The sequence below is a fragment of the Allomesorhizobium camelthorni genome (genome assembly GCF_011045125.1).
GTDB lineage: Bacteria > Pseudomonadota > Alphaproteobacteria > Rhizobiales > Rhizobiaceae > Allomesorhizobium > Allomesorhizobium camelthorni.
The window spans coordinates 1-1,597 of sequence record NZ_JAAKZF010000231.1 but is presented as its reverse complement, the minus strand read 5'-3'; the positions used below and the strand labels follow the sequence as shown (position 1 = coordinate 1,597).

General features: G+C 60.8%; 1 protein-coding gene. It reads left to right on the top strand.

What is annotated here, in order from left to right; translation table 11 throughout:
* Positions 1–64: 64 nt before the first annotated feature.
* Positions 65–1,504, top strand: coding sequence for an IS1182 family transposase (locus G6N73_RS35505; protein ID WP_165034514.1), 1,440 nt, complete (start codon positions 65–67; stop codon positions 1,502–1,504).
* Positions 1,505–1,597 lie beyond the last annotated feature (93 nt).

The window sequence follows — 1,597 nt, the reverse complement described above, 5'->3', positions numbered from 1 at the left end:
CGGGTCCAGACTGTGTAAAAACGCTGTTTTATGATAGGTTTAGGTCGGTTGGAGGAGATCGGCTATGGGGCGATTCGTCGAGGGTGAAGACCGCAGACAGTCGCTGTTATTGCCGGAGTCGCTGGACGATTACGTGACTGAGGACAACCCGGTTAGGGTCGTCGAAGCCTTCATCGACGAGCTTGATCTTGGCGCGCTTGGCTTTCAGGGCGTGCAGCCGGCGTCGACGGGTCGCCCTGCCTATCATCCGTCGACGTTGTTGAAGATTTACCTGTACGGCTACCTCAACCGGGTTCAGTCGAGCCGCCGCCTCGAGCGGGAAGCTCAGCGCAATATCGAGCTGATGTGGTTGACGGGGCGGCTGGCGCCGGACTTCAAGACGATCGCTAACTTCCGGCGTGACAACGGAGCCGCAATCAGAGCGGTGTGCAGGCAGTTCGTTGAACTGTGCCGCCGGTTGAACCTCTTCACGCGTGCCATTGTCGCGATCGACGGCAGCAAGTTCAAAGCGGTGAACAACCGCGACAAGAACTTCACCGTGGCCAAGGTCGGCAAGCGGATGGAGCAGGTCGACGCCAGCATCACCCGTTATCTCGCCGCCCTGGACAGGGCGGATCGCGAAGAGAGTGATGTCACCGAAGCCCAAACGACACGCATCGAGGAGAAGATTGCCGGCCTGCGCCGACAGATGCGGTCCTTGAAGGAGATGGAGCAAAAGGTCCAGGCCGCGCCGGACAAGCAGGTCTCGCTGACCGACCCCCACGCGCGGTCGATGGCGACGAGCGGCAAAGGCACCGGCATCGTCGGTTACAACGTGCAAACGGCCGTCGATGCCGACCATCATCTGATCGTCGCGCATGAGGTGACCAACAGCGGCAGCGACCGCGCCCAGCTCGCGCCGATGGGGTTAAAGGCCCAGGAAGCAACAGGGTGCAAAGAGGTCACCGTCTTGGCCGACCGCGGCTACTTCAGCGGCGACCAGGTGCTGGCGTGCGAGAATACCGGGGTGCTGCCTTGCGTCCCCAAGACTCTGACATCCGCCAATACCAAGCGCGGTCGCTTCACCGTGCAGGACTTCATCTATGACGCCGAGAAGGATCATTACACCTGCCCGGCCGGCGAGCACTTGACGAAGGGGCCTGCACGCTCAGACCGTCGGGACAACATCGACCATTATCGCAATCTCACCGCCTGTCTTACCTGCGCGCTCAAGCCCAGGTGCACGCCCGACAAGGTGAAACGGCTGAAGCGTTGGGAGCACGAAGGCGTCCTCGACAAGATGCAAGCCAGGCTCGACCGCATCCCTGATGCCATGGGTATCCGCCGACAGACCATCGAGCATCCGTTCGGAACCCTCAAGGCGTGGATGGGGAGTACCCACTTTCTGACCAGAACGCTCGACAAGGTCCGAACGGAGATGAGCCTCCACGTTCTAGCCTACAACATCAAGCGATTGATCCAGATCTTCGGCGTCAGACCGCTGATCGCAGCGATCAGAGCCTGAGCGGGCCGCTTAACCCTGTAGACGACCAAGTCGCCGCCGAGAAAACGCGTCACATCGCCTTCCTCGCAAACGCGTTTTTACACGCCCTCGGTC